Annotated in this window: 28 protein-coding genes; 13 read left to right on the forward strand and 15 right to left on the reverse strand. The window is 39.9% G+C overall.

The window, feature by feature from the left end; all coding sequences use genetic code 11:
• From HX129_RS16235 to HX129_RS16260, 6 genes are all read left to right on the forward strand, one after another.
• On the forward strand, positions 1-3,961 hold a 3,961-nt coding region (locus tag HX129_RS16235; protein ID WP_353620016.1), incomplete at its 5' end, for a YadA-like family protein.
• A 65-nt stretch (positions 3,962-4,026) separates the two neighbouring features.
• Positions 4,027-4,827 (forward strand): trimeric autotransporter adhesin/peptidogylcan-associated protein TpgA, encoded by an 801-nt coding sequence (gene tpgA / locus HX129_RS16240; protein ID WP_130075400.1) that lies wholly within the window; start codon positions 4,027-4,029, stop codon positions 4,825-4,827.
• A 31-nt stretch (positions 4,828-4,858) separates the two neighbouring features.
• Complete coding sequence (locus HX129_RS16245; protein ID WP_130075401.1) at positions 4,859-5,293, forward strand: hypothetical protein; 435 nt, start codon at positions 4,859-4,861, stop codon at positions 5,291-5,293.
• Positions 5,294-5,629: 336 nt separating this feature from the next.
• Positions 5,630-7,459, forward strand: a complete 1,830-nt coding sequence (ilvD, locus tag HX129_RS16250; protein WP_286435203.1) for a dihydroxy-acid dehydratase — start codon at positions 5,630-5,632, stop codon at positions 7,457-7,459.
• Positions 7,460-7,709: 250 nt separating this feature from the next.
• Entirely contained in the window at positions 7,710-9,044 is a 1,335-nt protein-coding gene (locus HX129_RS16255; protein WP_286435204.1) for a hypothetical protein, read from the forward strand.
• On the forward strand, positions 9,025-9,312 hold the full coding sequence (locus HX129_RS16260; RefSeq protein WP_286435221.1) for a chorismate mutase: 288 nt from the start codon (positions 9,025-9,027) through the stop codon (positions 9,310-9,312). Before HX129_RS16255 ends, HX129_RS16260 begins: the two co-directional genes overlap by 20 nt.
• A 61-nt stretch (positions 9,313-9,373) precedes the next feature.
• On the opposite strand, the gene HX129_RS16265 is transcribed toward HX129_RS16260, so the two are convergent.
• The gene (locus HX129_RS16265) at positions 9,374-9,874 is read right to left on the reverse strand and encodes a nuclear transport factor 2 family protein (RefSeq protein WP_130075404.1); all 501 of its coding nucleotides are present in this window, start codon (positions 9,872-9,874) and stop codon (positions 9,374-9,376) included.
• Between the two features lie 213 nt (positions 9,875-10,087).
• Here HX129_RS16265 and HX129_RS16270 point away from each other — a divergent pair, with 213 nt between their 5' ends.
• Positions 10,088-10,831: a sulfite exporter TauE/SafE family protein gene (locus HX129_RS16270; protein WP_180047505.1), complete on the forward strand. Its 744-nt coding sequence runs from the start codon at positions 10,088-10,090 to the stop codon at positions 10,829-10,831.
• Between the two features lie 12 nt (positions 10,832-10,843).
• On the opposite strand, the gene HX129_RS16275 is transcribed toward HX129_RS16270, so the two are convergent.
• Complete coding sequence (locus tag HX129_RS16275) at positions 10,844-11,785, reverse strand: LysR family transcriptional regulator (protein WP_286435206.1); 942 nt, start codon at positions 11,783-11,785, stop codon at positions 10,844-10,846.
• A 172-nt stretch (positions 11,786-11,957) separates the two neighbouring features.
• A complete protein-coding gene (locus HX129_RS16280; RefSeq protein ID WP_286435207.1) occupies positions 11,958-12,176 on the reverse strand; it encodes a hypothetical protein in 219 nt (72 codons plus the stop codon).
• A 260-nt stretch (positions 12,177-12,436) separates the two neighbouring features.
• On the opposite strand from HX129_RS16280, the gene dapB reads away from it, so the two are divergent.
• Complete coding sequence (dapB, locus tag HX129_RS16285) at positions 12,437-13,258, forward strand: 4-hydroxy-tetrahydrodipicolinate reductase (RefSeq protein ID WP_130075472.1); 822 nt, start codon at positions 12,437-12,439, stop codon at positions 13,256-13,258.
• Between the two features lie 50 nt (positions 13,259-13,308).
• Positions 13,309-13,959, forward strand: coding sequence for an START domain-containing protein (locus tag HX129_RS16290; RefSeq protein ID WP_174494090.1), 651 nt, complete (start codon positions 13,309-13,311; stop codon positions 13,957-13,959).
• 57 nt (positions 13,960-14,016) lie between these two features.
• Here HX129_RS16290 and HX129_RS16295 read toward each other — a convergent pair whose 3' ends face one another.
• Together HX129_RS16295 and dkgB are read right to left on the reverse strand one after the other, a co-directional pair.
• Positions 14,017-15,189 (reverse strand): MFS transporter, encoded by a 1,173-nt coding sequence (locus tag HX129_RS16295; RefSeq protein ID WP_286435208.1) that lies wholly within the window; start codon positions 15,187-15,189, stop codon positions 14,017-14,019.
• Positions 15,190-15,201: 12 nt separating this feature from the next.
• A complete protein-coding gene (gene dkgB / locus HX129_RS16300; protein WP_286435210.1) occupies positions 15,202-16,005 on the reverse strand; it encodes a 2,5-didehydrogluconate reductase DkgB in 804 nt (267 codons plus the stop codon).
• A 116-nt stretch (positions 16,006-16,121) separates the two neighbouring features.
• Here dkgB and HX129_RS16305 point away from each other — a divergent pair, with 116 nt between their 5' ends.
• Positions 16,122-17,012, forward strand: a complete 891-nt coding sequence (locus tag HX129_RS16305; protein ID WP_286435211.1) for a LysR family transcriptional regulator — start codon at positions 16,122-16,124, stop codon at positions 17,010-17,012.
• Here the strand turns inward: HX129_RS16305 and HX129_RS16310 are convergent.
• Positions 16,972-17,379 (reverse strand): hypothetical protein, encoded by a 408-nt coding sequence (locus tag HX129_RS16310; protein WP_130075480.1) that lies wholly within the window; start codon positions 17,377-17,379, stop codon positions 16,972-16,974. The two genes, HX129_RS16305 and HX129_RS16310, sit on opposite strands and share 41 nt — an antisense overlap.
• Before the next feature lie 111 nt (positions 17,380-17,490).
• On the opposite strand from HX129_RS16310, the gene HX129_RS16315 reads away from it, so the two are divergent.
• Complete coding sequence (locus tag HX129_RS16315) at positions 17,491-18,927, forward strand: aminotransferase-like domain-containing protein (protein ID WP_286435212.1); 1,437 nt, start codon at positions 17,491-17,493, stop codon at positions 18,925-18,927.
• A 257-nt stretch (positions 18,928-19,184) separates the two neighbouring features.
• On the opposite strand, the gene ahr is transcribed toward HX129_RS16315, so the two are convergent.
• The 8 genes from ahr to HX129_RS16355 all read right to left on the reverse strand — a co-directional run bounded on the left by ahr (position 19,185) and on the right by HX129_RS16355 (position 24,516).
• Complete coding sequence (gene ahr, locus HX129_RS16320; protein ID WP_286435213.1) at positions 19,185-20,207, reverse strand: NADPH-dependent aldehyde reductase Ahr; 1,023 nt, start codon at positions 20,205-20,207, stop codon at positions 19,185-19,187.
• Between the two features lie 40 nt (positions 20,208-20,247).
• Positions 20,248-20,802, reverse strand: coding sequence for a DNA-3-methyladenine glycosylase I (locus HX129_RS16325; RefSeq protein ID WP_286435215.1), 555 nt, complete (start codon positions 20,800-20,802; stop codon positions 20,248-20,250).
• 27 nt (positions 20,803-20,829) lie between these two features.
• Positions 20,830-21,075 (reverse strand): hypothetical protein, encoded by a 246-nt coding sequence (locus HX129_RS16330; protein ID WP_107009059.1) that lies wholly within the window; start codon positions 21,073-21,075, stop codon positions 20,830-20,832.
• A gap of 32 nt (positions 21,076-21,107) precedes the next feature.
• Positions 21,108-21,602 carry a M23 family metallopeptidase gene (locus HX129_RS16335; protein WP_286435222.1) on the reverse strand — a complete coding sequence of 165 codons (495 nt, stop codon included), beginning with the start codon at positions 21,600-21,602 and terminating at the stop codon, positions 21,108-21,110.
• Between the two features lie 128 nt (positions 21,603-21,730).
• Positions 21,731-22,765 carry an A/G-specific adenine glycosylase gene (gene mutY, locus HX129_RS16340; RefSeq protein ID WP_286435216.1) on the reverse strand — a complete coding sequence of 345 codons (1,035 nt, stop codon included), beginning with the start codon at positions 22,763-22,765 and terminating at the stop codon, positions 21,731-21,733.
• A gap of 116 nt (positions 22,766-22,881) precedes the next feature.
• Positions 22,882-23,250, reverse strand: coding sequence for an HIT family protein (locus HX129_RS16345; protein WP_130075486.1), 369 nt, complete (start codon positions 23,248-23,250; stop codon positions 22,882-22,884).
• A gap of 54 nt (positions 23,251-23,304) precedes the next feature.
• A complete protein-coding gene (locus HX129_RS16350) occupies positions 23,305-24,045 on the reverse strand; it encodes a dienelactone hydrolase family protein (protein WP_286436337.1) in 741 nt (246 codons plus the stop codon).
• Positions 24,046-24,357: 312 nt separating this feature from the next.
• Positions 24,358-24,516 (reverse strand): DUF1328 domain-containing protein, encoded by a 159-nt coding sequence (locus HX129_RS16355; protein WP_130075488.1) that lies wholly within the window; start codon positions 24,514-24,516, stop codon positions 24,358-24,360.
• A gap of 192 nt (positions 24,517-24,708) precedes the next feature.
• On the opposite strand from HX129_RS16355, the gene HX129_RS16360 reads away from it, so the two are divergent.
• Complete coding sequence (locus tag HX129_RS16360; protein WP_130075489.1) at positions 24,709-25,161, forward strand: YcgN family cysteine cluster protein; 453 nt, start codon at positions 24,709-24,711, stop codon at positions 25,159-25,161.
• Positions 25,162-25,221: 60 nt separating this feature from the next.
• Complete coding sequence (locus HX129_RS16365) at positions 25,222-26,133, forward strand: alpha/beta hydrolase (protein WP_286435218.1); 912 nt, start codon at positions 25,222-25,224, stop codon at positions 26,131-26,133.
• Positions 26,134-26,234: 101 nt separating this feature from the next.
• On the opposite strand, the gene HX129_RS16370 is transcribed toward HX129_RS16365, so the two are convergent.
• Positions 26,235-26,369: transposase (locus tag HX129_RS16370; RefSeq protein WP_286436338.1), on the reverse strand; the 135-nt coding region annotated here is incomplete at its 5' end.

The following is a 26,369-nucleotide window of genomic DNA, read 5'->3' on the forward strand; positions in this document are numbered from 1 at the left end:
CTTAAACAGCATCACTACAGGTGGTACAGCTGCGAACCCAGAAAAAACTGTTCTGAGCAAAGATGGCTTAACGGTTACGGATAGCACAGGTAAAATTTCTAGCACGATCGGATCAGATCAGATCACGGTGGGTGCAGGCAAAAACCCAGTTACCATTAATGGTACAACAGGCACAGTCAATGGTTTAACCAATAAAACATGGACAGCGGGTCAAGCACCAGTTTCAGGTCAAGCAGCAACTGAAGACCAGTTGAAGTCGGTAAGTGATGCGCAACAATCTACCAATGATTTTGCAGTTAAATACAACAAAGATTCAACCGATCCAACCAAACCAGATCTCAACAATGTGACCTTTGCAGGAACGACAGGTGGATCTGTTACGAAGAATGCTGATGGTAGCTTCACAGCGATGACAGGTGGAACAAGCCTGAACAATGTTGCGAGTGCAGGTGACATTACCGATGTGAACAATGCGTATAACGCAGTGAACGCAGGTGACTTGAACAATGCAGTGACTGATGTGACCAACAAAGGTTTAACCTTTGCGGGTGACACAGGTAAAGATGTGCAACGTAAGTTGGGTGAAACGACGAAAGTTGTCGGTGGTGTGACCGATCCAACGCAATTATCAGCGAACAACATCGGTGTTGTAGCAGATGGTACAGATACATTAACTGTTCAACTTGCGAAAGATCTAAAAGACTTAAACAGCATCACTACAGGTGGTACAGCTGCGAACCCAGAAAAAACTGTTCTGAGCAAAGATGGCTTAACGGTTATGGATAGCACAGGTAAAATTTCTAGCACGATCGGATCAGATCAGATCACGGTGGGTGTGGGTAACAAACCTGTTACGATTGACGGTACAACAGGTACGGTAAATGGTTTAACGAATAAAGATCTGAAAGCAGCAGATTTTGCGACGAAAGGTCGTGCAGCAACAGAAGAACAATTAAGTTTAGCCCAAGACACAACCAGCACGATTATTGGCGGTGGTGTAACCAATAAAGCAGGTAGCTTGACAGGTCCATTCACTACGAATGGCAGCAGCTATAGCAATATTTCAGAAGCGATTGCAGACCAAGCGAAGAAATCGAAAACTACTGTGAGTGAAGGCGACAACATTACAGTGACTTCGAAGACCAATGCGGATGGTTCAACTGACTACAACGTAGCAACTAAGAAAGATGTGAACTTCGATAAAGTAACGGTAGGCAATGTTGTTACAGACAACAAAACCAATACCATTACAGGTGTAGAAGCAGGATCAATTGGAGCAGGTTCTAAAGATGTTGTGAACGGTGGTCAGATTCATGACCTTGTAGGTAAAGGTGCTTATGTTGATAACAAAGGCAACGTGACTGATACCGTACAAAACATTGGTGGTACAGGTGCAAACAACATTGATGATGCAATCAAAAATGTGAATACTACTGCGAATAAAGCAAAAACGACTGTAACTCAAGGTGAGAATATCACTGTAACTTCAGGTACAAATGCTGATGGTTCAAGTAATTATGTAGTAGCAACTGCAAAAGATGTGAAATTTGACAATATTGCTGTAGGTCCAATTACGATCTCTAAAGATGGGGTGAATGCAGGTAATACTCAGATTAAAAATCTTGCAGCAGGTACTGCAGATGGCGATGCGGTTAATGTCAGTCAGTTGAATAAAGTGGTGAACCAAAAGATTGAAAATGATGTCACTAACATTATTGGAACATCAGATGGTAAAACGAATGCATTATTTGAAACTTATAATGTATCAGGACAAAAAACCACAGACCGTCGTAATATTCTTGAAACTGTAACAAATATTAATACCAAAGGTGCAAAATACTTCCATACAAATGCTGTTGATGAAACGGTTGAAGGTGGGGTAATTGGGGCAACGAATGACTCTAGTGCCGCAGCTAAAAACTCTACAGCAATTGGTGTTAATGCAATTGTCGCAGCAGGCGCAACAAGTACAGCAGCACTTGGTCATAATACTTTAGCAACAGATGAAGCAACTAACGCAGTCGTTGTTGGTTCGGGTTCTAAAGTTGGAGGAGCATCAACGATTGCAATTGGTCATAATGCGCAAGCATTGGGTCAACAATCAATTAGTATCGGTACTGGCAATATTGTGACCGGCAATAATTCTGGCGCTTTGGGTGATCCAAGTATTGTTGATGGAAATAGCAGTTACTCTGTAGGTAATAACAATAAAGTTGCTACAGATAATACTTTTGTTCTTGGTAATGATGTGACTCAAACTGTTGATGGTTCTGTGGTGTTGGGTAATAAATCAGCAGCAACTACAGGCGCTGGTGTTGGAGGTTATACACTTGCTCAAGCAACGACTGCGGATCGTGATGCAATTACTCAAACGACAAGTACTACAGGTGCGGTTGCTGTTGGTGATGCAACAAATGGTGTTTATCGTCAAATTACCGGTGTTGCAGCAGGTACAGCAGATTCTGATGCAGTCAACGTTGCGCAGTTGAAAGCAGTTGATCATCAAGTAACAACAACTCAAGGTGCTTTAGTTGATAGTTTAGGTGGTGGTTCGAAAGTTAACCAAGATGGCACAATCACTGGCCCAACTTATAATGTTGGTGGTGGCACACAAACTAATGTGGGCGATGCATTAGATGCTTTAAATACTAAAGTGAATAATGTAGATACCACTGCAAATGCAGGTTGGACAGTGAAAGCTGGTGATCAATCCCAAACTATTAAACCGAAAGCAACGGTTGAGTTTGTTGGAGATGACAATATCACTGTAACTCAAGAAAACGACAAAGAGGGTAATGCAAAACTTGCTGTCGAGTTGAATAAAAAGCTTGATGTTGAACAGTTAAAAGCTGGTGATACTGTAATTAATCACGGTGGAGTATCAATTGGACAAGTTGTACAGTTAGGCGGCACAGGCCTCATTATCCAAAATGGTCCAAGTGTAACAACAGCAGGAATTAATGCAGGTAACAAAGTAATTAGTAATGTTGCAGCAGGTCAAAAAGATTCTGATGCAGTGAATAAAGGTCAGTTAGATAGCGCAATTAGCAATATCACGAACCAAGTTGATCAAGCCAATAACAGCTCAGTTCAGTATGATAAAAAAGCTGATGGTAGCGTAAATAAAGACAGTGTAACTTTAGGTGGCGGTAGTAATGGTACAACCTTAACTAATGTCGCTGAAGGTAAAGTTCAAGAAGGCTCCAAAGATGCCGTTAATGGTGGTCAATTGTGGAGTGTGGAGCAGAAGGTTAATCAAAATACAAGTGATATTAACAATATCAAAAATGAGATTAACAATGGTTCGCTTGGCTTAGTTCAACAAACTGGAGGCTCAAAAGCTGATATCACTGTAGGTAAGAATACAGGTGGTACAACAGTGAATATGGCTGGTAAGGATGGTGATCGTATTGTCACTGGTGTTGCTGATGGTGCTGTGAATAAAGACTCTAAAGATGCAATTAATGGTTCTCAACTACATGCACAAAAAGTTGAAACGAATCAAAAAGTTGTTGAGTACTTAGGTGGTGGTGCTGCGATTGACAACATTACAGGTAGCTTCACAACTGCGCCGTCTTACACAGTCGGAGATAGTAAGTACAATAATGTTGGTGGTGCGATTGATGCGTTGAATAAAGCAGATCAAGAGCTTGGTAATAAGATTAACAATGTGAGCAACCGCTTAGAGCAAGCATTCCAATCGACTAACCAACGTATTGATGATGTTGAAAAACGTGCAAATGCAGGTATTGCAGCAGCAATGGCTCTTGAAAATGCACCGTACATTCCAGGTAAATATACCTACGCAGCAGGTGCGTCATATCACGGTGGTGAAAGTGCAATCGGTGTGACTTTACGTAAAACTGCTGATAATGGTCGTTGGTCGTTGACTGGTGGTATTGCGGCAGCGAGCGAAGGTGATCCAAGTGTACGTATCGGTATCAGTGGTGTAATTGACTAATTCACTAGACTAGGAAGATCTTCGGATCTTCCTTGGTTTTTCCCTATTTTAAGAGAGATAAATTAATGAAAACATTAAACACAATTTTGCTGTTCAGTGTGCTCAGCGGTCTAGTGACAACAATGAGTTCTGCTGCTGAAATTGATCCACAAAATACACCAGAAGAAATTAATTTTCCTGAAGTTAAAGACAGCTATTTAAAACAAGTTCATCGTTATGAATATGACGAAGTTGCACGTTTGGATAAAGGCTTAACAAAAGATCAAATCCGTTTTATTTTAGGTCATCCTCAATTTAATGAAGGCTTATTCTTTGTTAAGACATGGAACTATGTTTTAGATATCCGCCAACCAAATACGAATGAATATAAACGTTGTCAGTTACGTATAGATTTTAATAAAGATAAACTATCTGAAAATTTATATTGGAAAGGTGAAGAGTGCCAAGGCTTAATGGTCTATGGTGCAAATAATCAAGTTCCTCCACAGATGGTCTATCCTTTAGATAAACAACGTAAAAATGCAAATGTCTTATTCGCATTTGATCGTTATGATCCACAAGCAATTGACCAAAACTATAGTTCAGTATCAACTATTGTTGAACAGATTAAGGCAGATAATCCTGAGCGTATAGAAATATCAGGCTTTGCAGATCGTTTAGGGAAATATGCCTATAATCAACGTCTATCTGCAAATCGTGCCAATACGGTAGCGCAGCTACTTGTACAGCAGGGAATAAACCCAAATATTATTTCTTTACAAGGTAACGGTTCTACTACGGCTTATCAAGAATGTTCTGCACAAGCGAAAACATCAGGATTAATTCAGTGCTTGGCACCTAACCGCCGTGTAAATATACAGTGGTAAAATTAAATTTAAGGTTTTAAGGTAGAAATATATGCGTGTAAAATTATTAGCATTGAGTCTAATTTTGCTGTTTAGCTCAGCAACACAAGCTGAAGAAAAAATAGTAGAACCTCAACAGATTGTTGATATTTTACAACAGGTGCAAAATTGGGAATTAATTCAACCCAATACAGCCTGTAAAGAAAGCTATCAATTTTTACCTAAGGGCGATATTACGATTCAAAGTAATAAAGAAAAGGTCACTGGATTTTATCAATATATTTTGCCTCAGGATGAAAATAATTTACCCGCTTTAGGAATTACCTTTGAAACAGATAATCTTAAAGAGGATTGTAATGGAAATTCAAATAATGACGTAAATATATCCAACGTAAATTTTTTGAAGAAAGCGTCGAAAGATAAAATTTATTTATGCACTGATTATACGGGAAAAAATTGTCCTGTATATTTAAGACCAAAGCTTTAATATTTTTTAAAAGCCTAATCAAATGATTAGGCTTTTTAACATTTTAAAGGTGATTTAATTATAAAATTTACTTATTAAAAAATTAAAAAATATTCATGAAAGTTTGGTATTTAATTTATCTTGATCGCGCTATATTAATCTCATTCCTTATTGTTCTTAAATCTCCAATTGAAGATGTATCATAGATATGAAAAGGGTTACATATTCATTTGTTTGTGAATGACCTATAGTATAATGATGCAAATTTCATCAGATTTAAACTTATATTCATATTATTTGGCCAGAGTGAATCATTAGATTTAACTCAAGCATAACTTTCATTGGAAATAGATAACAATGCCTGACTATCGTTCAAAAACATCGACACACGGAAGAAACATGGCTGGTGCGCGTGGCTTATGGCGCGCGACAGGAATGAAAGATGAGGACTTTGGTAAACCGATTATTGCGGTGGTCAACTCATTTACCCAATTTGTACCAGGTCATGTACATCTTAAAGATTTAGGACAGTTGGTTGCTCGTCAAATTGAACAAGCAGGTGGTGTAGCTAAAGAGTTTAATACCATTGCGGTTGATGATGGCATTGCAATGGGGCATGATGGTATGCTCTATTCACTACCTTCACGTGATTTGATTGCAGACTCAGTAGAATACATGGTGAATGCACACTGTGCAGATGCGATGGTGTGTATTTCCAACTGTGACAAAATCACTCCGGGAATGTTGATGGCATCTATGCGCTTGAACATTCCAGTGGTATTTGTGTCTGGTGGTCCAATGGAAGCGGGTAAAGTCAAAATCCGTGGCAATGAAAAAGCCATTGACCTTGTTGACGCCATGATTGTTGCAGCAGATGACAACTTTACTGACGAAGAAGTGGCTGAGTATGAACGTTCAGCATGCCCAACCTGTGGTTCATGTTCAGGGATGTTTACTGCAAACTCAATGAACTGTTTGACGGAGGCTTTAGGTCTATCTTTACCGGGTAATGGTTCAACACTTGCAACACATGCCAACCGTAAAAAATTATTTGAAAAAGCGGGGCAGTTGATTGTTGAAATCACCAAACGTCATTATGAACAAAATGACTATAGTTTGTTACCACGTTCAATTGCGACCAAAGCTGCTTTTGAAAATGCAATGACGCTTGATATTTCGATGGGTGGTTCTACCAATACCGTTCTACATTTATTGGCTGCGGCAAATGAAGCTGAAGTTGACTTTACTATGACGGACATTGACCGTTTATCTCGTAAAGTACCTGTATTGTGTAAAGTTGCACCAGCAAAACAAGATGTCCATATGGAAGATGTACATCGTGCGGGTGGGATCATGTCAATTCTTGGCGAGTTAGATCGAGCAGGTTTGCTTGATACTTCGGTTCCAACTGTACATGAAAAAACCTTAAAGGATGCTTTAGATAAATGGGATATTATCCGTACTGAAGACGAAGAGGTTTACCAATTCTTCCGTTCAGCACCGGGCGGTGTTCCAACGCAAACTGCATTCTCTCAAGATCGTTACTATTCACGTTTGGATGGTGACCGTGAGGGTGGTGTGATTCGTAATGTTGCTCATGCATTCTCACAAGATGGTGGTTTGGCAGTACTTTACGGTAACATCGCTTTGGAAGGCTGTATTGTTAAAACTGCAGGTGTGGATGATTCAATCTTGAAATTCAACGGCACAGCACGTGTTTTTGAAAGTCAGGATGCTGCTGTAGACGCAATTTTGGGTGGAAAAATTACTGCAGGTGATGTAGTGGTGATTCGCTACGAAGGTCCACGTGGTGGTCCAGGTATGCAAGAAATGCTTTACCCAACTAGTTATTTAAAATCAAAAGGATTGGGCAAAGATTGTGCCTTGTTGACGGATGGTCGTTTCTCTGGCGGTTCATCAGGTCTTTCCATTGGTCACGTTTCACCAGAAGCGGCTGAAGGTGGTGCAATTGGTTTGGTTGAAGATGGTGACCGTATCGAAATCGATATTCCAAATCGTACCATTCACCTTGCGGTTGATGAAGCAACCATGGCTGCGCGTCGTGAAGTACAAGAAGCTAAAGGTTGGCATCCTGCTGAAGAGCGTCCACGTAAAGTCTCGAAAGCACTCAAGGCTTATGCAATGCATACCACAAGTGCTTCAAAAGGCGCAGTACGTGAAATTTAATTAAGCTTCTATCAGCCAAATTGATTCAAAAAAGCATCCATTTTATGGGTGCTTTTTTATTTTTATTGACTTAAATGATTCAATTAAAATACTTTTTAGGATATTGATCATGACTGTTTGTATTGTTATAAGAACATGTACCTAAACATCAGGCGATTTTGTTCAGCATCCCAACGCAATGAATGGTATGCTTGAGCGAGTTTCAATCACATTTTTTTCCATGACTCAGTGCTTTTCCGAGGCTTATTCCATGTCACTGTTACGCCGTTGGTTTGATCCAATCCGATCGAGTTGGTTTTATGCAAAACCCACCCGTCAAGAGGTGTTACCCACGGCACAAGGGTTAAAAATTTATTTACGTTTAGATGATGTGTATAGCTATTTAGCTGTACAACAATTAACGCAATTGGATGAGATTTTAAATGATGATTTGAAGCCACTGAAAATCATTATTTCGGATACGGCTGCTGAACCACCCAATGGTATGAGTATTGAGGAATGGCGGAATTATAGTCTAAATGATGCCAAGATTTTAGCCAATCAGCACCGCTTTAGTTATGACGAAGAAAAACCAGAACAACCTACACAAGAAGCCTTACAGCAAGCCGAAACTATTTTGCGTAATACCCCATTAACAGGTCAAAATTTTCTGTATTTACTTGAAGATGTGTTCCACATGTTATGGCAGCAACAATACGGAAAATTACGAATGCTGTTTGTGATGGCAAGTAAACAACAAAAAGAACAACATTTTCCAGAAAGAATCTTTGATCATACGCCTGTTTTAGAAAGCTATTTTGAATTTGGTGGACGTCAATATCATGCCGTAGATGATTTATTACGTTTAACACGCCGTTTAAAACAGCAAAAATTATTGATTGATAATCCTATTTTCTTGATTAATCACATCGAGTGGCGTGAACATCTGATGAGTGATGCTGAGGAGCTTGCTGAAATTCAAGCGATGCATCCTGAGTTAAATTTGTATATTGCGCTTGAAGATCCGATCAGTTGGTTATTGCTCGCGTATATTAAAGAAGAACTCGCTAATTATTATAATATTCAGTTGAATGTTTGTCCTTTAACGTATCATGGACGGGACTTTTTTGATTGGAGCTTGGCAAGCCGTTTGTCAAAACGTACCGAAGTAAAGTTTACGCCATTTTGTCGTCCAACGGCGGACAGTATTTTAAATATGGCACAGCTTTTCTATAGTGTGGATGAAGAACAGCGCACCGATGCGATGTATACGATTTTAGAAGCAGTATGGACAAAGGGCAAAGACCCTTCATGTAAAGCACATTTACAACAATTACAACAAGATTTAGGAATTGAAAAACTTGCAGATGTGGATGTCGCATCGTTCTTAGAGGAAAATGATCAACGTTGTGCAGAGAAGCACCAACCTGATTTTCCAGTGTTAGAACTGACAATTGAAGGAAAACGTTACGTATTTAATAGCTTATATCGCGTTTGGATGATTGAAAGTATTTTCAGTAATGTGTTAGAACAGAAGTACAAAAGTGATAATGATGCAGAGCTAAAAGATGCAGAACACCTCAGCGATGAAAAAAGAAAAATGTGAATCACTTGAACAAGCCCGAGTGCATATTGATGAAATTGATCAGGCTTTAATTGAAATGATTGCTGTACGCCAGTTTTATGTCGATCAGGCGACTCGTTTTAAGCGTACTGCTGAAGATGTTCAGTCTCCTGAACGTGTGCAACAAGTCATTAATAAAGTCCGAGAAAAAGCCAATCAATTAAACACCGACCCAGATTTGGTTGAAAAGATTTATCGTGAAATGATTCAGCATTTTATTCAACGAGAATTAAAAGAAATTCGCCCATAAATCAAAAGCTGTAGTTTTACTACAGCTTTCTCATTTGAACGTAAGGAAATGATCTTAGGGGTTATTCACCTACACTAAAGCCACGTCCATTATTTTGAATTTCCCATGTTCCAGATTTACGGAACGAGCGAGCTGAAAGATAGGTATCTTCCATAAAGCGGAAATAGATGATTTGACCATCAACTACTTTTGCCCAAATTGAAAATGGCGAGGTAAAACGATAATCTACTTCGACTGAGGTATAAGTGAATTGGCCAAAGACCGCTACATCTTCATTTTCAGCCAAAGCTTGGGTGATTTGGAAATCATTCACTTCCCAATATGTGCCGACATTGGAAAACGTATCAATATAAATTTGACGGCCTCTACGCACGCCGCACCATGGCTCAATCGCTTCAAGTTCTTTATTCTCAAAACTTAGAGACATATAAGTTGCATCTTCTGCAACCAATTTTTCAGCGGCATGTTTAACATTTTCTTTTGATGAATTGGCTAAGAAAGCTAAGACCACATCTTTAGGATTTTTTGTTTTTAATGCATTTTCAATCAAATCATTCGACATTGGATCCACCTACTGTGATGATAAAAATTATGAATGTGATGATCATTATGCTGTGAATGGGATCCCAAAATAAAGTTGGGAAATAATATGCAGAATATCAAAAATAGGATATTCGAAGCCTCAATATTTTATTGAAGCTGACTTCTAAAAAAGCTGATATTTCATTTTAAAAATTTTTTGTAGCATGACCTAAAATATGATGAGGCGCATGTCGTGCTAGGTTTTGTTATTGCTGTCTTTGCGATTGCAGGGATGATTAAAGGGACGATCGGCTTAGGTTTACCTGCTGTGTCGATGGGGTTATTAACCTTAATGATTAGCCCATTTCAAGCAGCGACTTTGTTGATTGTTCCTTCCGTAGTGACCAATATCTGGCAACTTTTTGCAGAAGGACAAGTCTGGCGTTTAGTACGCCGTTTTTACCCCTTACTGCTCGGCATTATCCTTGGTTCAGTTTTCAGTATTTTTCCCACTTTAGGACATGCCAATGATCATTTTCACAGTGAAGCGTTATTGGGAGGCATGTTAGCTTTGTATGGGCTTTATGGTTTATTTGCTAAAAAGATGCCAAATCTTGCACCCTATGAAAAATGGTTATCGCCTGTGATGGGCTATTTGGGAGGTGCATTAACTGTGGCAACGGGTGTAGTGGTTATTCCTGTGGTGCCTTATTTACAGTCTTTACAACTAAAACGTGACGATTTGGTACAGTCTTTAGGTTTGGCATTTACCGTATCGACTTTTTGTTTAGCTGCTTTTTTACACTTCAACCCCGTGGATGATACGCCCATCGATTATCAACTGTCTTTGATGGCGTTATTTCCTGCACTCATAGGGATGTGGTTAGGTACAAAAATCCGTTATCGCATCTCCGAACAAAAGTTCCGTAAAGTATTTTTCTTCGGCTTAGTGATTTTTGGTATGTACTCGGTTTTACACCAATTGGGTGTGCTTTAACAATGCTATGAATCAGTCCAAAATCAATTTAGTTTTTTGTGAAATGAGAAATTGAGCAAAGTGTTGATAAGCGGTAGGAAGTATATCGAACTGTGTAGCCGCCAATAATAATTTACGATTTGCCCAAGCACCTGACAGTTCAATTTGATGAAATTTATACAATTTATTCAAACGTTGTGCTGCACGTTTTGGAATGATAGCCACTCCGACACCATCAGCAACGACGTGTGCAATCGCTGCAAAATTGGGTAAACGTAAGCGATATTGCATCGTGCAATTTAAGCGTTTGGCTTGTGCTTCAATGGACTGTTGTAAAGAATGATATTGCATCAGTCCCACAAAGGGATAATTTAAAATTTCGGATAAATTTAAAGTTTCGGATAAATTTAAAGTTTCGGATAAATTTAAAGTTTTATGCTGCGTGAGTGCATGTTGTTGTGGGCAGATCAGCACCAAAGGATCGGGTGAAAAGTCTAAAGTGTGTAGATTTCGGGAATTAAAAAAACTAGAAATTAAGCCTAGCTGAGCAGTGCCTTTTTCAATTGCTTGAATAATATCGTGACTTTCAGCTTCTTTGAGTTCAATTTGAATATGCGGATTTTCGACTAAATATTGTGGTAAAAGTATCGGTAAATATTCACTTTGTGCCGATGAATTACACCATAAAGTCACCTGTGTTGCTAAGTCTTGCGCAAAGGGAGACATGGCGTGTTGGAGCTGCTGTTCTTGTTGAATCAGTCGTTGTGCTTGTTCAGTAAAGACTTGACCTGAAACAGTTAATTTCACACCCAATGCATGACGGGTAAAGAGCGTGGTATTAAATTGTTGTTCAAGTTTTTTAATACGTTCACTGGCTGCTTGTAATGAAATGGCAGAGCGTTCAGCCCCCTTGGTCAGGCTACCAGTATCCACAATATTTAAAAATAAATGTAAATCGAAAAAGTCGAAACGCATAATAAACAACAGTGAAATGGGCTATTCATATATTAAACAGGATTTTGTTGAAATAGCGCAGTGTTCTTGTATGTTCATCAAAGAAATTTTGGACATAACGACAAAGCACACCGTAATGTTTTTTGTCGAAGCTCTATGATTGAAGGAAAATTTTGTAGCCCTGACAAGTAAATTATTCGGCAGCATCCTCAATCACAGGTGCATCAATTACTGTGGGATCTGAAGTGTCATCTGTTGTAGATGTTTCAGTTTCAGTATTTGTGGTCTCGATATTTGCTGTTTCCACTGCATCATTTGCTGCAGCCATCGCAGCATCGAGCGCATCATCTGCCCATGCACTTGACATGATGCTAGAAAAGAAGACGACAAATGCAAATTTTTTCAAATTCATGGGAATATCCTATATCTTTATTGTAATGATGAAGTTCTCATTTTCGCTATCATTTAAACTTCAACAAAAATATAGAAAAACATTTTTCGCTTTACAAGTATGTCATTTTGAAAAAAATTGCGCATTTCGGTCAACTATTTCGAGTGAAATGCAAAAATAGCTGAGATATTTTTGCCGAATTTTCAATAACGCAACTTAGCCTCTTCGCAGAGTTTTGTTATAGTAGATAAAATTTTAAACATAGATTTAGGAAGATCAGCATGTCAGCTACTCCACGCATTGGTATTTTGGGTGCAGGCGGTCGTATGGGTCGTACATTGATCCAAGCGGTACAACAAGCAGGTTATCAATTGGCAGCAGCCGTTGAGCGCCCAGAAAGTTCATTAATTGGTGCAGATGCAGGTGAGCTTGCAGGCATTGGTGCTGTTGGCGTGAAAGTCGTGGGTAGCTTGGAAGAAGTACTTGCAGATGTGGACGTTGTAATTGATTTTACTGCACCTGCGGCAACTGAAAATAACTTAAAACTCTGCCGTGAAGCAGGTGTGGCGATGGTGATTGGTACCACGGGCTTTTCAGAAGAACAAAAACAAGTTTTAAATGAATCAGCAACGCAAACACCTGTGGTTTATGCCGCAAACTACTCTGTGGGTGTGAATGTATCGATTAAATTACTTGAGCTTGCTGCAAAAGTTTTTGGTGATACGGTGGATATTGAAATCATTGAAGCACACCATCGCCATAAAGTAGATGCACCATCAGGTACAGCACTGATGATGGGTGAGGCGGTTGCTGATACTTTAGGTCGTGATTTGAAGAAAGTCGCTGTTTATGGTCGTGAAGGGCATACAGGTCCACGTGAACGTGAAACTATTGGTTTTGAAACCATCCGTGGTGGTGATATTGTCGGTGAACATACGGTGATGTTTATTGGTGAAGGCGAGCGTGTTGAAGTGACCCATAAAGCCACCAGTCGCATGAACTTTGCATCGGGTGCGGTACGTGCAGCGGCATGGGTTGTAGGTAAAGATGCTAAAAAATACGATATGAAAGATGTTTTAGGTTTAAATGATATTCAAGCTTAAAGCATAATCCATTATGATCTAAAACAACGAAATCAATTTGAATAAAAAAAATGAAAAAAACAGTGATGTTTCTTGCAGGTGTAGTCAGTGCCATGAGCCTGACTACACAGGCTGCTGCCCCAAATGATATCAAGCTTAGCCTTGACAAAAACAATATCAAAGTATGGACATTTAAAGCCCCGAACAATACGGTGATGTCTTATAAAGCAGAAACCACTTTGGATGTGCCGATTGAACGTGCGGTTGCATTGGTTTTTGATGTGAATAATGCGCCAAAATGGGTGCCGAATGTGGCAAAAGCTGAAGTACTTTCCCGTGATGATAAAAAAGGTGAATTTACGCTCTATATGGTTTTGGATTTTCCATTTCCACTCAAAGACCGTGATATGGTGGTGAAAGGAAAAATTTCCAAAGACAGTAATGGTGTAATCAGCATTAAAAATAAAGCGATTACACAAGGTAAAGCCCCGAATGCGAACTTTGTACGTTTAAGGAACTATGAAGGTGATTGGACTTTCCAAAAATTAGCAGCCAATAAAGTTAAAGTCAGTACCACAGGATTTGCCGATCCCGAAGGCGCTATTCCACAAAGTGTGACCAACATGCTAGTCGAGCAGCAGCCGTATCAAATGTTGCAAAAAATGAAAGCTGAGTTGGCTAAAAATAAGGCATTGCCTGCGTTACCTGAAATTTTAAAATAAATCGTACAAAAGTGAAGATTTAAAAAATCCCACCCATTTGATGGTGGGATTTTTTATTTACGATTTAGATGAATACTGAAGTTTTGCCTCAGGTAAGCGCATTTGCAGCCCAACCAAGAGCAGCCCCAAAGCGGTGAGTAATGCACCTGTAATCGATACCATGACATAACTCATGCCTAGACTGAGTACGGCACCGCCTGCTGCTGCACCCACAGCATTTCCTAAGTTAAACGCACCAATATTGACAGATGATGCCAAACCAGGTGCCTCATGTGCCACAGACATGACGCGCATTTGTAAGGGAGGAACTACAGCAAAAGCGGCTGTGCCCCACACCACCAATGCCAAAGCTGCACCGATATGCGTAGTTGCCAAAATAGGGAAGAGCAACATGGACAGCATCAGCAATAACAAAAAGCCGGTCAGGGTTTTAGTTAAAGATTTGTCTGCAAGTGTACCGCCTAAATGATTACCAATTGAGAAACCCACCCCGATCAGCACCAACATGAACGTAATAAAGCCTGGACTTGCATGGGTAATATTTTGCAGTGTTGGTGCAATATAAGTGTACAAGGTAAACATTGCACCTGCGCTCATCACGGTGGTAAGTAAAGCAAGCACAACAGGCAGACGGGTCAGCACCTTTAATTCAGCTTTGACATTGGGACGTTGTCCTGCAGTTCCCTCAGGCAATGCCTTCCATAAGCACAGCATGGTGACGACACCCAAAACAGCAATAGCGGCAAAGGACATGCGCCAACCAATATTTTGCCCAACCCATGTGGCAAGCGGAACACCGCCAATATTGGCAATGGTCAGCCCCATAAACATGGTGGCAACGGCACTGGCTTGTTTTTCTTTAGGCACAACACTGGTTGCCACAATGGAACCAATCCCAAAAAACACGCCATGATTCAAACTGGTCAGGATCCGTGCGCCCATCAGTCCCCAATAATTGGGTGCTATGGCGGCTAAAATATTTCCGACTGTGAAAATACTCATAGCAAGGATCAGGGCTTTACGTTTGGAAAAATGTCCAAACCAAAGCGTCATGATTGGTGCCCCAATCATCACACCCAAGGCATAGGCGGTGATCAGCATACCCGCGGTGGGAATGGAAATATTCAGGTTTTCAGCAATCTGTGGCAAGAAGCCCATGGGGGAAAATTCTGTGGTGCCAATGGCAAAAGCCCCAATGGCAAGCGCAAATAAAGGGAAATTAATTTTCATTGTGGATCAGTCTCAAATCGGTGCTAAGCCTTCAGGATCAACTTCTCGTCCGTTGCGTTCCAATTGTGCAATCATCTGCATTTCTTCAGCAGTGAGTTGAATATCCTGTGCATTGAGATTGGCGATCAGATTTTCACGTTTGGTTGATGAAGGAATTACAAAGAAGCCTTTTTGCAATGCCCAAGCCAAGGCAATTTGTGCAGTCGATGCTTGATGATGTTGAGCAATTTCAGCCAAAACTGGGTCTTGTAAGACTTTGCCATATGCCAAAGTCATATATGAAGTTACATCAATATTTTGCGCTTGTAAAAACTCAACAACTTTACGGTTTTGTAAATACGGACTGAGTTCAATCTGATTGGTGGCAATATTTTCCACACCCACCGCCGCAATCGCTTGTTGGGTCAAATCAATATTGAAGTTTGAAATACCCATATGTTTGGTCAGACCTTGCTGTTTTGCCTGTAACAGGTTTTGCATCATTTCAGCCACAGAAATACCTGTACTTGGTGCAGGCCAATGGATTAAGGTTAAATCCACAGCATCCGTTCTAAGTTTATGTAAGCTGTCTTTTAAACTTGGAATCAGTTTGTCTGCTGAATAATTCTCTGTCCAAATTTTTGTGGTGATAAATAACTCATTTCGGTTGATGTGGCTTTCAGCAATGGCTTGCCCCACTTCTGCTTCATTGCCATAGATTTGTGCCGTATCAATAGCACGATAACCGACATCCAAAGCCGTTTTTACCGAATCAATGACGGTTTGACCTGTTAAGCGGAAGGTTCCAACACCGAATTGCGGAATGATCGTATTCATGGATATTTCACATTGTTTTTGAGATTATGAGTATTGTGCAAGATTTATTGTTGCGGACAAATCTAAGATTCTGCAAAATATTATTGATTTTTAGTCAACAATAAACTGTGATAAAAATGAAATCCACCTTAGAAGAATTACAAGCATTTATCTCTATTGTTGATAGTGGCTCCATTGTTGGGGCAGCAGAGCAGTTGCATCAAACTACTTCGGGCGTGAGTCGAGCCTTGCAGCGTCTTGAAACCAAACTCAATGTAACTTTGCTTGAACGCACCACACGCAAATTAAAATTGACGCAGGAAGGACAAATATTTTTAGAAAAAGCCCGTAAGATTGTGCATGATCTGAACGAAGCAGAGGATGCCTTACTCAAATCAGACAACGATACTTCAGGCATTGTACGGGTCGACTCCGCAACGCCTTTTGTATTGCATGTGATTACGCCGTTGATTCCTGAGTTTCTCGCGCTATATCCCAATATTCAGATTGAACTGAACAGTAATGACCAAATTATTGATCTGCTTGAACATAAAACAGATGTCGCCATTCGTTTTGGACAATTAACCGATTCAAGTCTGCATGCTCGCTTGTTGTGTAAGAGTCGTTTATATATTGTGGCAAGTCCTGAATATTTAGCAAAAAATGGCAAGCCGCAAACACCAAAGGACATTCTCAGCCATCAACAAATCGGTTTCAGTAAAGTGGCACATCTCAATACTTGGCCGATTCAGGTTAATGGGCAGTATTTGACAATCAAGCCTCAAATTAAGGCGTCAAGTGGAGAAACAGTACGGCAATTATGCGTGGGTGGATTTGGGATCGCACGCTTATCTGCATTTGAAATTATGCAAGATTTAAAGCAAGGGCGATTGGTGGCTTTATTTGAAGATCAAATCGAGTTATATGAGCAGAGCATCCATGCCGTGTATTATCAGCAAGAGCACTTGCCGAAGCGTGTCCGTTTATTCATTGAGTTTTTAGCGCAAAAGCTGTCAAAGTATCGATAGTTTTTTGTGGCGGTAAATCCAAACTGAGCAAATTTTGTTTGCTATTTTGCGTTTGATTGACCAAACGTACTTCAAAATGTTGAGCAGTATCCTGCTGACATTCAAAATTTAAATTCTGCTGTGTCGGCATGTTGAGGCGCATCGTGATGTCACTGCTGACACGGTAAGTGTATGCTCTAATCGGTGCTGTATGTTGTAAAGTCGGCTGTAAATGTTCAAGTTGATATTCGCCCAATCGTTGCGTTTTTAGAAAGCCTTCAATCAATGATTTACAGATAAAATGCTGTTGCTGTGCGATTTGATTGGTGGCTTGGGGTTGGCAGGCACTGAGCAATAAAGCTGTCGTCAGCAATGTGAATATTCTCATTATTTTCTCCTTTCAAATCATTTCAGTTGCAAGATGGGGGCTGTGAAAGAAGCATAAATCTGATAGTTTTATAGGTACAGATACAACAAATACTAAAATTTGGGTACAGATATGGCATTTCAATACCAAAGTTTGGCACAGCAACTTGCACAGAAAATTTATAGTGGCGAATTGACAGTCGGGCAGCGTTTGAGTTCATTGCGTCAGTTTGCCCAGCAGCAAAGCATTAGTCTGAATACTGCAAAAAGTTGCTATGAATTGCTTGAAGCACAAGGCTTGATTTATGTGAAGGAAAAGTCAGGTTATTTTGTGCAATCACAACAGGATGCACAACGTATTGCTGTACCTGATCATCCGAGTTTTCCATCTCGACCACGTGAAGTGTCAAATTTAGAATTACAAATACAAATTCATGAAGCCTCAGCCAATAACCGTTTGGTACATTTAGGTTCGATCCAGTTGTCACCTGATTTCGTGCCTGTAGAAGCCCTGAGACGTTCGATTCAACGTGCACTAAAACACTGTAAACCTGAGGATTTTTTATATAATAATCGGCAAGGTCATCCCACTTTACGTGAAGCGCTGTCCGCGCATTGGGCGGAAGATGGCTTTTATATTGCCAAAGAGGATATTTATATCAGCAATGGTTGCATGCCTGCATTGTCCATGATGATTCAGAGTGTCAGCCATGAAGGTGACAGTATTATCGTGCCCACGCCTAACTATAATGGGCAATTGCAATTGTTGGCACTGTTAAAGCGCAAGATCATTGAAATTCCTGCCAATACCGAGGGTTTTGACTTAGCGCGTTTAGAACAAGCCATGCAAAAATCAGGTGCAAAAGTCTGTTTATTGACCGCAAATTTTCAAAATCCTTTGGGTTTTTGTTTGAGTAATGCTGAAAAAGAAAAAATTGCTCAACTTGCTGAAAAATATCAGTGTTATGTAATTGAAGATGATATTTATGCCGAATGTAGCTTCAATGCTAAACGTCCTTTACCGATCAAATATTGGGATCGTGCAGGTTATGTGATTTATTGCAGTTCAATTTCCAAGTCTTTATCGCCGTCTTATCGTTTGGGTTGGTTTTGTTTGCCGCAGCGTTTGAAGCATTTGCATGCCAAGTTGATTTTACAAAATGTGTCGGTGAATACGCCGTTGCAGTTGGGGCTTGCCGATTTGATTTTTAGTCGGGCGTATCGTCAGCATTTAAGTGAATTAAGACCTAAATTGATGGCACAGGTGGAGCAATATCGTCAGTTTATTTCACAGGCTTTTCAGGGTGTGGAGATTCGATTGAATCAACCGCAGGGCAGTTATGCATTGTGGTTACAGTTTCCTGAACAGGTGGATAGTTTGGCGCTGTATTATCATGCGCAAAAGCACAGTATTAATATTGTTCCGGGTTTAATTTTTGGTGAAGATAATCGTTATAACAATTGTATTCGTTTAAATGCAGGGCATCAGTTATCGGATGAGATTCGAGCAGCGATTGTGTTGTTAGCGGATTGGGTGAGAGGGGAGTTAGCTTCTGAAAATGTGGCTTAATTTATACATTTAATCCCTCCCTTGCGCAGTAATACTGCTCAGCTTTGAAAAAGGGAGGAGCTTTGCGAATTAGACATCTAGCCAATACGTAACACTCTCCTCTTTGCAAAAGATGAGTAGCAAGGCTACGAAAAAGGATGAAGGTTTTTAATTACCTCTCCCCTTACGAAACAGTGTTTCTCATCTCCTGAAAGGAGAGGGAATTTTAATTATGAATTATAAGTATTTTAAAATGATCTGTAATTTGGATATCTGACTTAAAAATCCGCCTTTAACACAATGCGATAACGTGCTTGTCCTGAGTGCAGTCGCTCCAAAGCCTCATTAATTTTTGACATTGGATAAAGCTCAATTTGTGGTGCAATGTTTTTACGCGCAGCAAACTGTAGCAATTGACGTAAGGCAAATGGTGAACCCGTTGGTGAGCCTGTCACTGATTTTGCGCCACTGATTAAAGTTCCCGCAGGAATTGGCATTGGGTCAAGAACCATACCCAACATATGAATCGTACCATTGGGTGCAAGTATGTTCAGGTAGGCTTTCCAATCTAGGCTGACATTGACTGTACACAGTAACAGATCAAATTTGCCACGTTGTGTTTTTAAAGCATCAACATCACGGCTATTGACCACATGATCTGCGCCCATGGCTTTGAGTTCATCGGTCTTATCTAAACTTGAAGTAAATGCTGTAATTTCACAGCCCCAAGCTTTCAGTAGTTTAATCGCCATATGACCTAAGCCACCAATGCCAATGACACCAACATGGTGAATGGCTTGAATCTGATGCTTTAAAATGGGGTCAAATACAGTGATCCCCCCACACAGTAAGGGTCCTGCACTTTCAGGTTCTAGGTCTTCAGGTAGAGGAATAATCCATTGCCAACCTGCACGGACTTTATCGGCAAAACCACCTGCATGCCCAACAATGGTCGCTGTTTTACCCCCTGTACAAAGGACTTGTTGACCACTGACACAAGGGTCACAGTGTTGGCAGCTTTCCGCAGTCCAACCAATGCCGACACGCTGTCCGACTTTTAAGCCTTTGGCTTCTGAACCAAGTTGAGTAATCGTACCAATAATCTCATGACCACCCACCACAGGATAAACAGCATTGCCCCATTCATTGTTGATCACGGAAACATCGGAGTGACAAAGTCCGCAATATTCGACTTTGACTTCAACTTGATGCGCTTGTAATTCGCCTGCATCAAATGTGTAAGGTACAAGTGTGGCACCTGCTTGCAAAGCTGCATAAGCATGGATGGTATTATCTGTCATGTGAATCCTTCCTGTTATTTTGAGTTTTTAATGAAAAATATCAGCGAAATGCGCAATCATTTTCATGGTCATTGACCATACCTACAGCCTGCATAAAAGCATAGACTGTGGTTGGTCCAACAAATTTAAAGCCTTTTTTCTTTAAGGTTTTCGATAACTGCTGACTGATTTCAGTGTGAGCAGGGGCGAGTTTGTAGTCAGGTACATCATTGATCTGCTGTTTCTGATCGACAAAATCCCATAGCCATTGGACAGGATCTAAACCCTCAGCTTTCATGTTTTGCCAAGCGATGGCATTGTCACGGATTGCTTTGAGTTTACCAAGATGACGAATTAGACCTGCATCCTGTAATTTATAGTCAAGATGCTGATCGGTCAGTTGTGCAATTTCAGCAATAGGACGATGAAAAAAATGCGTCCGATAAGCTTCGCGTTTTTTCAGGACGGTAATCCATGACAGACCTGCTTGCTGACCTTCTAGACACAGCATTTCAAATAAATGCTGTTCATTGCGATTGGGCTTACCCCATTCATGATCATGGTAATGGATATAAATCGGGTCATTGGAGCACCAACCACAACGCTTATTTGTCATTTTAAAGTGTTCCTGAATTTTAATTTTTTAAAGTTTAAATTCGACCCATTGATCAGTTTTATTGTCCCAATAAAATAATTCAGACTGTTGCAGCTCGTTGAAATTTAGCCATAAATCTTTGCCCGTCTTATCTGCAAAACCTGTACTGATCAGCAAAGCTTCATCGGTGATTTCCATAATCCAGCCTTGATGGCTTTGTCCATTAAAGACAATTTTTTGTTGATTGCCTGATTCTGCAAATTCAACCAAACGCTCAAGCACTGCTTCTGACATGGAGTATTCCTAACTAATTTTTAAATAAAAAACTATCTTAAATAAGGGTAAGGGTTGACTGCGCCACGCCCTTTACCGTTTAAGTATAATCCATAGTGCAAATGAGGGGCAGTATGTCGTGCATTTCCTGTATTGCCGACATAGCCAATTAGTTCACCACGACGGACATAGTCGCCTTCTTTTAAACCACGTTTATGTCCATTTAAATGTGCATAATAATGATAAGCCCCACTCGGCCCCATGATCCAAATGACTGTGCCACCTAAGTTATTCTCTTTGAGGCTAGTCACTAAGCCTTCAGTGGTACTATAAACTTTTGTTCCACGTGGAGCCAAAATATCAATACCCTCGTGACTACGTCCTGCGCTACGAGATGCTCCCCAAGTGTCATTCAAATTTTTTGCTTTGATTCCTTCTACAGGAATAGGTAAGCGGTTTGGCATCGACATTGATTTTAGTTTTAAAATCGTATTTTGAGGTAAAGGGCTTGGTTTTTTAGGTGTAGTGGTACAAGCACTGATGAACATTGCAAAACATACAAGTAAACTATAACGAAAATAAAATGACACGAGAAATCCTAATTTATTCATTGTTCAAGTTTTAAAAGTACAGATTAAAATTGAAAATAAGTGGTGAATACCCGTGTCTGACTATGTCATATCTCAACCGCTGAGATCAATTTTTTCATGGCAGTTGGAATGCCCATTTGTGTAGCTTTTTGTGGCGAAAGCCATTCACCGCTCAGTTCTGCTTGCAGATATTCCTGTTGATCAGGCTCAATCTGGAAAATATGAGCATTTAAAATCCAGGTGAAATGGGTAAAGCTATGTGAAATTTGTACAGGTTTAACTTTAGAAATCAGCTTAAAACGCTTACAGATGTTTTCAAATTCAGCATCATCCTCAACAATAGGTAAACTCCATAAACCACCCCATAAACCACTGTTTGGACGTTGTTGCCATAACCATTGTTGGTCTGACTGAATCAGTAAAACTTTGGCTGTTTTTACAGGGACAGGCTTTTTCGGCTTCTTATAAGGCAGTTCTGTTTCTAAACCTTGCTGATGCGCTTGGCAGTGTTGTTGCATTGGGCAATATAGGCATAGCGGTTTTTTCGGCGTACAAATGGTTGCACCCAAATCCATAATGGCTTGCGTATAGTCATGATTACGTTCAGTTGGGCACAGTGCTTCTGCACGTTGCCACATTTCCCGTTCATGAATGGGTTTACTCAAATCATCTTCGATGGCAAAAAAACGTGCCAATACACGTTTAACATTGCCATCCATAATCACGCCATACTGACGTAAACCGAGAGACATCAGCGCGCCCCCCGTTGAACGACCAATACCAGGTAGCTCAACCCATTGTTCAAGCGTTGCAGGAAAATATCCTTGTTGACTGACAATTCCTGCTGCTTTATGCAGATTACGTGCACGGGCGTAATAACCTAAACCCGCCCAATACGGAGCAACGTCGTCCCAAGAAGCTTTGCCTAAGTCATCTACAGTTGGAAAACGGTCAATAAAACGCTCAAAATATTGTAAGACAGTTTTCACTTGCGTCTGTTGCAACATGATTTCGGAGACCCATACTTTGTACGGATCATCCGCGACTTGCCAAGGTAAATCATGACGACCATGTTGGTCAAACCATGTGAGGAGTGCATCTGAAAATGAAAACTGCGACATGCTGACTTCGAATGAAAAAGAGGGTATTAGTATAGCGAAACTTAGGAGAGTGCATGTGAGAGAATATTGAGATTAAAAAAGACGCCGTAGCGTCTTTGATAGTTTAAAGAAAAAAATTATTGCTTAGAGGTCACGCCCCAACGTTGATCTAGGACCAAAACTTGATCTTGATAACGGGGAATAATATGGATGTGAAAATGTTCAGTATGTTCATCAGCAAAGACATCACCATCATTAAATGCAATGTGGAAACCTGCTGGCTGATGACGGATTTTTAATTCATTACGTGCCAGTTCAAGTAAGCTAGATAAGCTTTTTCTTTCTTTTTCAGAGACATCAAAAAAAGAAGTGATATGGCGTAAAGGAACAATCACAGAATGCCCTTTCGAAAGTGGATTTGGCTCAGGCAAAATTGCACCAAACTCATTTTTGGCAATAATATCGTATTCGTCAAAATTGCAATAAGGGCAGTTTAAGTCAGTCATCTCAATATCCTCTCGAAATTATTTGATTTTTTAATGTCTAATATAATGTAAACCTTATTTCAGTTGGCGCTGTAACAGTTCATACATTGCAGCTAGACTTTGTTGTTCAGCTTCAGCGTTATAACCTAGATCCACATTATTTGCTTTTGCACGTTCATCTGCTAAAGGGTTACTAAAGCCGTGTTTAGCACCTTCAAATACAATAACTTCATGTGGGATGTGAGCAGCATGCATTTCCTGTTTAAATTCAGCAATCGCATCGAGCGATAACATACTGTCTAATTCACCATGTAAAACCAATAATTCAGCTTGAATATTTTGAGCATCACCTGCTTGGCGTGGTGCAACATTGGCAGCATGGAAGGTTGCGACAGCTTTAAGTGCTGCTCCTGTACGTGCGAGATCAAGTACCACTTTGCCACCATAACAAAAACCAATGGCAGCCAAACGTGATGCATCTACTTCCGATTGAGCTGCCAAAGTATTTAAGCCTGCAGTTGCACGCTCAACAATGGTATTTTCATTTTGAAAGGTTTGTGTCATCCATTCACTGGCTTGCGGTAAATTTGTGGTGACTTTCTTGTCGCCATACATATCGATGGCTAGGGCAGCATAGCCATGTTCAGCAAGCTCACGCGCACGTTGTTCTGTATATTCATTACGACCCCACCATTCTGGCGCAACGATCACACCTGCTACTGGTGTATCAGAAACAGGACTTGCAAAATAACCAATCAGCGTTGTGCCGTCTTGGGCTTGATAAGAAATTTCACGTGTTGTAATCGTCATTGCCATGCTATAAATCCTTGTATAATTTTGAGAATACTTTGATTAAAACATAGTTTTTGAGTTTTCAAATGACTTTATACACAATAATTTACATAGAAATGTGAGAAATTATTATGTGCATTGCAGTGGTGTTCAATCTTATTTATTGATTGAATAATCACATAATATAATGATGTTTTAGAAAAATGACTCCGTATTTCTAAAAAAAATTGTCATGATGGCGTGCAAAAACATGAGCATTCATGAGCAAAGAGCCGTATATAGAAATAAAAAAAGAAGGAATATTCCTTCTTTTTTTTGATGATACTGGAATGAAACTTAGACACGTCCGCGTGAAATAAATCCTACAATGGCAAGGATCACTGCGACAACCAATAAGATCACTGCAAAATCTTTAGACATGCCAGCGACACCACCAAAACCTAACAGACTTGCAATAAGTGCAATCACTGCAAAGATAATCGCCCAACGAAACATAATTATTCTCCCATGTTTTTATACTGTTCATGTACGAGTATAAAAATCTGCAGGATTGCAATGTAGCTGAGTTTTGTTGCAAAGGTATAAATTGTATAAATTTAAGTAAATGATTTGTAATTTGAAAATCTAAAATAATTCTCACCTAAAAATGCTATGATTTACGGTTAAATCACAGATTAAAGTTGAATTATGCCTGCCGAATTACGTCCTGAATTTTGGAAAAAATATGCACTGACAGAACTCAATCCAGCAGAGTGGGAAGCTTTGTGTGATGGTTGTGGATTATGCTGTTTGGTCAAGCTTGAAGATGATGAAACCAATGAAGTTGCCTATACCAAAGTGGCATGTCAGTTATTAGATTGTAAAACGGCGCAATGTTCAGATTATCCCAATCGTATGCAACATGTTCCAGATTGTATTCAATTGACTCCTGAAAAATTAGAGCATATTTATTGGTTGCCTTCGAGTTGCGCATATCAACGCTTAAAAGAAGGTAAAAAATTACCAACCTGGCATTATTTAAATACAGGCTCAAGAGAAAATATTATCCAAGCACGAAAATCAGCAGCAGGGCGTTGTATTTCTGAAACTGAAGTTGATGAAGAGGATATTGACGAGTATGTTGTACGTTGGGTGAGATAGATATTGATAATCATTATCAAATAAAATTAAAATAGAGACTGTCTATTGCGAGCCTTGCAGATGTCAAAGTCACCAAATAAAATTCAGATTGGGCATATTTTATTGCTATTTACATTGATTTTGATTGTAAATATTTCATTGCATGCACAGCCGAATTTACAGCCTTTGGGGGCAAATATCGCAGAGCAAGGCTCAAAGTATTATCAATTTAAAATACAGAAATTTCAGTCTGTTGACCAAAAAAGAACGTATAAAGTTTGGTTGGGTATCCCCAAGCAATCTAGTCAAGCGCAGCAAGCTGCTATTTTTATGCTCGATGGTAATTCGGTGATGGCTCGTTTGAATGACGATATCTTAAAAGATTTATCACAGGGTGATGCACCCGTCTTAGTGGCGATTGGCTATGACACCAATTTGCCTTTTGAAACGAAAGCACGAGCATTGGACTATACGCCTGCAGATGCAACAGGAAACATACAACCTGATCCACGAAATCCAGAGCGTATGACGGGCGGCAGTGCGCAGTTTCGTGAACTTATTTTAAAACAAATCAAATCTTGGGTGCATCAACAGGTGCAACTCGATGCTCAACGTACAGTCTTGTGGGGACATTCTTATGGTGGTTTATTCGTCTTAGATAGTTTTATGCACAGTGATGCATTTAGTTATTATATTGCAGCAAGCCCATCACTTTCTTGGGCTGAGCACCGGATGTTAAAAAGTTTGCAGCATGTAGCGGGTCATCAGGTTGAAAATAAAAAATTGTTGATCATGGAAGGTGATATTGCAAGTGAAAATGGACAACAGCAAAGTCAAAACTTTGATGCTAATTTGATTGAAAATAATCGAGCAGTGATTCGTACATTAGCCGCTAAAAAAGCCCAAACCCAATTATTGCTTTATCCAAATCTTAGTCATGGTGATGTTTTTCAAGCTTCCTTAATGGAGGTGTTATATAACCGTTTATTTTAAAGATGAAGGATTTATCTGAATAGCCGTAAAACCTTGCCCTTCAGAGCGGGGATATAAGGCTGCAATCCGCTAGTCCTCCTTATGGGGATTAGCTAGGATTGCTAATGCGGTGTCTGCTGACTCTCAATATATTGTTTAATAATTGAAATCGGAGCACCGCCACATGATGCAGCGAAGTAACTAGGTGACCACAGAGCATTTCCCCATAGTTTGTTTTTAATTTCAGGGTGTTTAGT

Origin of the sequence: Acinetobacter sp. 251-1, assembly GCF_030329305.1 — a bacterium.
Taxonomy (GTDB): Bacteria; Pseudomonadota; Gammaproteobacteria; order Pseudomonadales; family Moraxellaceae; genus Acinetobacter; species Acinetobacter piscicola_A.